This window comes from Pseudomonas sp. MF5691 (assembly GCF_016405645.1).
Classification (GTDB): Bacteria; Pseudomonadota; Gammaproteobacteria; order Pseudomonadales; family Pseudomonadaceae; genus Aquipseudomonas; species Aquipseudomonas shahriarae.
Genome location: NZ_JAEKDC010000024.1, coordinates 64,256 through 71,130, shown reverse-complemented (window position 1 = coordinate 71,130; position 6,875 = coordinate 64,256). Strand labels below are relative to the sequence as shown.

Here is a 6,875-nt window from a genome sequence, read left to right as displayed (position 1 = left end):
CGACTCAAGCCCTGGTCATCATTGGCCGCAAGCTGGCGCGCATCGCCTTTTCGCTCATGAAAAACCTGAGCGAATACCAGTCAAAAGCGGTTTTGGGGGCTTCCCCAAAACCATAGAATCTCCCACACAAGCCCGCGCCCACAGTTTGATCCTCATATGAAAGGTTATTTGAGGCTGGCCTCGACCTTTGCAGCCACTTCCTCCGTCAACCAGGCCTTCCACACCTGCGGGTGATCCTTGAGAAACGCCTGCGCCACTTCACGGGGCGGAGTGTGTTTCTCGCTCATCGTCGCCAGGGCCTGATTGAGCGGGCCAATCGGAAAGTCGACTTTTTCAAAGAACTGCGCAATCTGCGGATACTGCTGCTGGAACGGCGTGGACACGCCAATGCTCAGCTTGGACGCCAACGAACGCGTGGGCTTGGGGTTGGGATTGTCGGCATCGGTCAGGGTCTTCCAGGCCTCGGCGTCGAACGCCGGCTCCTCCAGCTGGACCAACTTGTAACGCCCCATCAAGGGGGTTGGCGACCAGTAGTAGAACAGGATCGGCTTGCCACGGCGGATCGACGAGGCAATCTCGGCATCCAGCGCCGCGCCTGAACCGCTGCGAAAGTTGACGTAGCTGGCGTCCAGGCCGTAAGCCTTGAGTTTTTGCTTATTGACCACTTCCGAGGTCCAGCCGATGGGGCTGTTGAGGAACCGCCCCTTGCCCGGGGCTTCCGGGTCCGCGAACACGTCCTTGTAGCGCACCAGGTCCTTTACGCTACGCAGCTCAGGTGCCAGCGGCGCAATGCCCTTGTCCGGGTCGCCCTTGACCACGTATTCCGGCACCCACCAGCCTTCGGTCGCACCCTTGACGGTATCTCCCAGGCCAACCACCTTGCCTTCGGCTTGCGCCTTGATCCACACCGGGCTGCGGCCCGCCCACTCCTCGCCAATCACCTGGATATCATTTTTCGCCAGGGCGGTTTCCAGGGTAATGGTGGTTCCGGGCAAGGTGTCGGTGGGTAAATCGTAGCCTTTCTCGACAATAAACCGCAGAACTTCGGTGATCAGGCTGCCACTTTCCCAATTCAGGTCGGCAAAGTGAATGGGCGCCTGGGCAGCCGCTACCGGTGCGGCCGCCATCGACAGGCCCAGGGTGGTAATGGACGCTGCCAACAGCGCGCGAATTGCTTTCATGCCTTTGAACCTCGTGTATGCATAGCCAGGGTGGATGGCTTTGCTGTCACGCCGCGAAAGCCTCTGAACAATTAAGTCCACTGAACTGTAGTAGAGGTTCAAACGGTTGCCGATATTCAGAGCTGCTGATGCAAACGCTGTAGTTCCCGGCGCACCATGCTGGCGTACTCGGCAGGCCGCAGGGCATACAGTTGGCTGGCCACCCAGTTCAACCAGGCACCTTGCAGATCATCTTTGCGGGCAAACAGTTCAGCAGCCTTGGCTTGGGCATCCGCCAGGTGTTGCTGGTGAAACTGTGCCCGGCCTTCGCTCATTATTCGCTGGCCTTGAACGTCACCAGCTCACCTTTGCGCCACTTGGCGGCTTTGCCGGTCACGGCCTTGAGGGTCTTGCTCAGGCCTTCCTGCAATTGTTCATTGGCGGCGAACACCAGCATTACGCTGTGACCTTCCTTGAACACAATGCCCTCGCCCTGCGCGGTGGACACAAATGCATAGTCGCCCAGGCCATAGACCGTCAACTTGATGTCGCGAAACTTCAGTTCGAACTTGCCACCTTCACGACTGGGCAGGACTGCCGCACGAAAATGATCGCCGACCTTGAGTTCCAGTCGAGGCTTGTCATCTACCACCAGCGCTGTTTCAGTATCTATTTCGGCAATGTAAATGCCTTCAGGGGTTTGTTCCGTGATGTAAACAAACCGCGACTGAAATTGTTTAACCAACTTCGCGCGCAAATCACCCAGCACGAACAATGCGTGCATATCCAGATTACTGACTGCCAAGGAAACGCCCCCACATCTAAAAAAGCGCTACCCGCCCGAGGCAGGCAGCACAAAAAAGGCCGATACGGCTCGACACATTGAAAAAACATACTGAAGTTGATTCCCGCCAGACTCGTGCAGCCGGGCATGACAGTCCTTGTACAAGGTCGTCAGGCTTTGCAGGAAATCACAGGTTTATCGGCCAGAGAATACTGGACGCCCCACTTCAGAGAATACCCCACTTGAAAGGGTGGTTTTCCGACAGCCAAAAACCAAGGAAAAACGTTGGATGGAACCGAACGTGAGCTGCCGACAACAATATTAGAACAGCAACACAGCTCAAAACCACCCGAAATGCTGCAAGCAGGTCAATAGATCGAAAGGAGCTGGTCATGCAACGAGTTCAACGCCAACCGACACAGACTTCCGGTGCCTTATCACGCAAGGATAGCGCGCTATTCTACAGCGTGTATGCCAATGGCGTGTGCGCAGATTTCGCCTTGTACCGCGTCGTCCCCGCGGGAAGGAATTTTTTCCATATCCTGGAAGTGCCCAGCGGCCGGATCAAAGGCTTTCGCAGTGATCACAACAAGGCCTGCGCCCTGGCCAAGGAATTGGAAGCCCTCCTCTGCCCCCCTGCCCGTTGAGGAGCGGCTACAGCCAAATCGAACTATGCGCGCTGGCACACCTCCCATACGAGTAGAAGCTCACTCTTTTGGAGAATGAAATGGACGCGCCAACGCACACCCTACACGACCTGTTCGAACAATTGGGCCTGGAAGCCTCGCCTGCAGCCATTGACAAATTTATCGGTGAACACCCCCTGCCAGAGGATGTGAAGCTGATCGACGCGCCTTTCTGGACCCCACAACAGGCGCAGTTCCTCAAGGAAGAGCTACGCGAAGATGCGGACTGGGCGATTGCCGTGGATGAGCTGAACCAGCGTCTGCATCAGAGCGCCTGACCGGCCCTCAGTGCAGGCGGTCTGATTGCTCGAGGTCCATCAGGGCCTGCCAGGCGGCGCGGCACTCCTGGGCTTCGTCGCGACTGGCGAAGGCCGTGCCGCGCTGTTCCCCGTTGAGCAACACCACCCAACAGGCGCGCAGGCCCAGCGCACGCAGGGTCTGTGGCACCCCACTGCCAATCATCACCGCCACATCGACTTTGTTTTGCATGGAAGCTCTCCGCCAGATTAGCTAGCCAGCTAACGATATGCCGCATCTTAAGCGGTTCCTTTCACCGGAAAAAGCGACCGGCGTAAAAGCTTCCTTGCATAACACGCAACAATCCTGGCCAGGGTCTAGCGCGCCCCAGCCTGCCCTTCAGGCTTATAGCCCAGGCGCAAACCGCCCCAATGCCGGCCGTTGACCATGATCGGCACGGACAGATCGTGCATCAACTCCCCGGTGTCGCGGGTATAGGTTTGCAACAACACAGCCTGCTGGTGGCTGCCACAGCGGATCCCGGTGCGGTCTTCAAACTTGCGCTTGGTGCGATTGTTCACGGCATCAACCTGGGCATCCCCGGTCAGTGCCTGGGAAAACGCCTTGTTGTGCGTCGGCACATAGCCCTGTGGTGTGCAGGCAATCGCGAACACCAGCCCTTCATGACGGGGCAGCAAGGCTTCCTGGATAGCGGGCAAGACCTGATCGGTGTAGCCGTCGAAGCGGCTGTGATATTTGGTCGGGTGGCTGTTGGCTATCGGCGTGTAGCTGCGATTGAACAGGTCATCGAGGCTGATGCGGTTCTGTTGGATATCCGCCTCGAACTGCGCGGCGATCTGGCTGGCGCCTTCGCGGGCGAGGTCGTAGATACGCTGGTGATAATCATCCAGACCGACTTCGGCCAGGCGCTCGCTGATGGTTTCGGCCTGCCCTTCCATTTGCACGGCGGCCTGGGCCAATTGCTGGGTCTGTTGGTCGCTGACGGTCAAGTCGCTGCGCATCTGCTCCACGGCATGGAACAGGCTGTCGAGTTGCGCACGGTTGGTCTCGGTGCCCTGGGCAATCTCGCTGACCTGGCCCTCCACACCCGCCGCCAACGTGGCAATGCTCTCCAGTTGCTCGCCGGCATGCTCCACTTGCTCGACGCCGGCCTGCAAATCCACGGACAGTTGGCGGATTTGCTCCACCACCTGGGCGGTACGCTGCTGGATATCCGCGACCATCACCCCCACTTCATCGGTGGCGGTCGCCGTACGGCCCGCCAGGCCGCGCACTTCGTCGGCCACCACGGCAAACCCACGCCCATGCTCACCGGCGCGGGCGGCTTCAATGGCGGCATTCAAGGCCAACAGATTGGTCTGGCTGGCAATCGACTGAATCACCAGGGTCACCCGCTGGATTTCTTCGCTGCGCTGACTCAGGGCCTCGATCAATTGCCGGCTGTCGCTGGCACGCTGGCTGAGCTGATGCATGCGGCTGATGGATTCCCCCAGCACCGCACGCCCTTCGGTGCTGCGCTGATGGGCCTGGCCGGCCGCCCCCAGGGCCTCGCGGCTGAGCTGGGAAGTGACTTGCTCGGTGCCAATCATCACTTCGGCACTGCTGACGATCTGCTGGGCCGCGCTCAATTGCGATTGCAACCTGGCGGCCAGTTGCTTGACCGAATAGGCCACGCCAGCGGCCGACAGCGCATTATGGCTGGTGGTGTAGGACAGATCGCGAGTCAACGCGCCAATGGCATCCTCGCCAACATCAGGCGCTGGGCTGCGGGCCGGCCTTTTCAGGCACGGCAGCCAGATCAGCAACAGGGCCACGGGCAGGCAGAGGTAGATCGACAGGTTGGCGAACGCCAGGCCCGACAGTATCAGCACCAGGGCGATGCTTTGCAGCAGCGGAGTCACCCAGCCAGGCAGCCGGCGGTTCACCGCGTGCGGCACCACGACGGCGCCCATCAGAGATCCATCCCCGGCCATGTTTGTCACCCCACTGCTTGTCATTATTGTGTCTGCATTAAACGCCACTATCTGGCCATTATCTATGGGCCTTTGGTGTTAGGGCTTGCAGCAGATCAATAGACGGGGGGATGACACGCGGGGATCTGTAGGGGCCGGCTCGCCGGCGCCTACAACATCAAACAGATCAGGCCTGGCGCTGATGCTTGTCGATTTGCTCGTGGCGCTCTTGCGCTTCGATGCAGTACTTGGTGGTCGGGCTGATCAGCAGGCGCTTGAGGCCGATAGGCTCGCCGCTGTCGTCACACCAGCCAAAGGAATCTTCCTTGATACGGCCCAGGGCCTGTTCAAGTTGCGGCAGCATGCGCTGGTCGCGGTCGATGGCGTTGACCAACCAGGTGCGCTCTTCTTCAACCGAGGCGGCGTCAGCCGGGTCAGCCGGGGTGTCCAGGCTTTCAATGGCGATGCGGTTTTGCTCAATGCGCTCGTGGTGCTCGACTTTCATGTCTTGCAACAACTTCTCGAAAAAAGCGTGCTGCTCGGCATTCATGTAGTCATCCGCCGGCATGGCCAGCAACTTTTCCTTTGTCATTGATTTCTCTATAAAAAATACGTGCATTAAGGCGAATAAGGGAGCGTTCCGGCCAACCTCTGGAGGTCGGGGAAAGACGCCGTCCATTCCAAGCGCCACCCGGCACTCAATTTACGAGGGGCGGCAGTCTACGGCCGACTTGAGGGCGCAGCAACTGAAATGACAGGCAATTTGTCCGACATTCCCCTAAAAGGCACCAGGACGGGCTTGGCAGGCGGTTATCGGAGTGCGTTTATAGCAAGAAATTCAGTGTCGTGGAGCTATATAGAAGACAAACGGTTATGTGGAAGCGGGCTTGCCCGCGATAGCGGAGGGTCAGTTGATAGAAATTTGACTGACCCATCGCTATCGCGGGCAAGCCCGCTCCCACACAAACAAGCCCCACTTTTTGATTCAAATCTCGCTCAGCGCTTGAGTTTGCGCTTGTTGCGATACTGGTCGATCACCACCGCCACCACAATGATCAGGCCCTTGATGATGTCCTGGATATAGGCATCCACCCCGACAAAGGTAAACCCACTGGCCATCACCCCGAGGATCAGCGCGCCAATCACCGTGCCGGTGATACGCCCCACCCCGCCCGCCAGGCTGGTGCCGCCGATGACCGCAGCCGCGATCGCGTCCAGCTCATAAGACATGCCCATCCCCGCCTGCCCGGTAGCCGCCCGTGCCGAGGCAACCACACCGGCCAGCCCGGCCAGCAGCCCGGCGATGCTGTAGACGATGATCAGGTGGCGCTTGACGTTGATCCCCGAGGTGCGCGCCGCCTGCATGTTGCCGCCGATGGCGTAGGTGTACTTGCCGTACTTGGTGTAGCGCAGGGCAATGTGGAAAATCACCGCCACCACCAGAAAGATGATCACCGGCATCGCGCCATGGCCGATGGCCGTGTAGGAATCCGAGAGCATGCTCACTGGCTGGCCTTCGGTGTAATAACGTGCCAGGCCACGGGCCGAGACCATCATGCCGAGGGTCGCAATAAACGGCGGGATGCCGGTTATGGCGATGATGCTGCCATTGATTGCCCCCGCCAGCAGGCCCACGCCCAGGCCGGCGACCACCGGGATCCACACCGGCAAGTCCGTCAACGATGGAAACACCGCCCGGGAAAAGTCCGAGGTCTGCGCCAGACTCGCGGCGATCATCGCCGACAACGCCAGCACCGAGCCCGAGGACAGGTCGATCCCCGTGGTGATGATCACCTGGGTCACGCCAATCGCCAGCAAACCGATGATCGACACTTGCAGGATCATCAGCACCAGGCGCTGGGAGTTCATCAAAAAGCTCTGGTCCCGTACGATCCAGCCAAACAGTTCGAACACCAGGCCGATACCGATCAGCACCAGGAAAATGCTCAGTTCGGTAGGGAACCGCCGCCGGCTCTTGACCGGTGCCGCGGCGGGCTTCTTTTCCTCGGGTTTGCTTTCCAGTATTGCGTTCATT

9 protein-coding genes are annotated in these 6,875 nt (G+C 59.3%); 2 read left to right on the top strand and 7 right to left on the bottom strand.

Features of this window, described 5'->3' with window-relative positions:
- Positions 1 to 164 precede the first annotated feature (164 nt).
- The 3 genes from JFT44_RS24350 to JFT44_RS24340 all read right to left on the bottom strand — a co-directional run bounded on the left by JFT44_RS24350 (position 165) and on the right by JFT44_RS24340 (position 1,944).
- On the bottom strand, positions 165 to 1,181 hold the full coding sequence (locus JFT44_RS24350; protein WP_057959204.1) for an ABC transporter substrate-binding protein: 1,017 nt from the start codon (positions 1,179 to 1,181) through the stop codon (positions 165 to 167).
- A 116-nt stretch (positions 1,182 to 1,297) separates the two neighbouring features.
- Positions 1,298 to 1,495 (bottom strand): hypothetical protein, encoded by a 198-nt coding sequence (locus tag JFT44_RS24345; RefSeq protein ID WP_057959203.1) that lies wholly within the window; start codon positions 1,493 to 1,495, stop codon positions 1,298 to 1,300.
- Positions 1,495 to 1,944 carry a hypothetical protein gene (locus JFT44_RS24340; RefSeq protein WP_057439059.1) on the bottom strand — a complete coding sequence of 150 codons (450 nt, stop codon included), beginning with the start codon at positions 1,942 to 1,944 and terminating at the stop codon, positions 1,495 to 1,497. Before JFT44_RS24340 ends, JFT44_RS24345 begins: the two co-directional genes overlap by 1 nt.
- A gap of 392 nt (positions 1,945 to 2,336) precedes the next feature.
- On the opposite strand from JFT44_RS24340, the gene JFT44_RS24335 reads away from it, so the two are divergent.
- Both JFT44_RS24335 and JFT44_RS24330 read left to right on the top strand, forming a co-directional pair.
- Entirely contained in the window at positions 2,337 to 2,591 is a 255-nt protein-coding gene (locus JFT44_RS24335) for a hypothetical protein (RefSeq protein ID WP_057959202.1), read from the top strand.
- 80 nt (positions 2,592 to 2,671) lie between these two features.
- Positions 2,672 to 2,908, top strand: coding sequence for a DUF2789 domain-containing protein (locus JFT44_RS24330; RefSeq protein ID WP_057439060.1), 237 nt, complete (start codon positions 2,672 to 2,674; stop codon positions 2,906 to 2,908).
- A gap of 7 nt (positions 2,909 to 2,915) precedes the next feature.
- Here the strand turns inward: JFT44_RS24330 and JFT44_RS24325 are convergent, their stop codons facing one another.
- The 4 genes from JFT44_RS24325 to JFT44_RS24310 all read right to left on the bottom strand — a co-directional run bounded on the left by JFT44_RS24325 (position 2,916) and on the right by JFT44_RS24310 (position 6,874).
- Positions 2,916 to 3,119 (bottom strand): hypothetical protein, encoded by a 204-nt coding sequence (locus tag JFT44_RS24325; protein WP_057439061.1) that lies wholly within the window; start codon positions 3,117 to 3,119, stop codon positions 2,916 to 2,918.
- Between the two features lie 125 nt (positions 3,120 to 3,244).
- Positions 3,245 to 4,477: a methyl-accepting chemotaxis protein gene (locus JFT44_RS24320; RefSeq protein ID WP_370693734.1), complete on the bottom strand. Its 1,233-nt coding sequence runs from the start codon at positions 4,475 to 4,477 to the stop codon at positions 3,245 to 3,247.
- A 550-nt stretch (positions 4,478 to 5,027) separates the two neighbouring features.
- On the bottom strand, positions 5,028 to 5,432 hold the full coding sequence (locus JFT44_RS24315) for a TraR/DksA C4-type zinc finger protein (RefSeq protein ID WP_003214706.1): 405 nt from the start codon (positions 5,430 to 5,432) through the stop codon (positions 5,028 to 5,030).
- A 404-nt stretch (positions 5,433 to 5,836) separates the two neighbouring features.
- Positions 5,837 to 6,874 (bottom strand): ABC transporter permease, encoded by a 1,038-nt coding sequence (locus JFT44_RS24310; protein WP_057439063.1) that lies wholly within the window; start codon positions 6,872 to 6,874, stop codon positions 5,837 to 5,839.
- Between the last annotated feature and the right edge of the window lies 1 nt (position 6,875).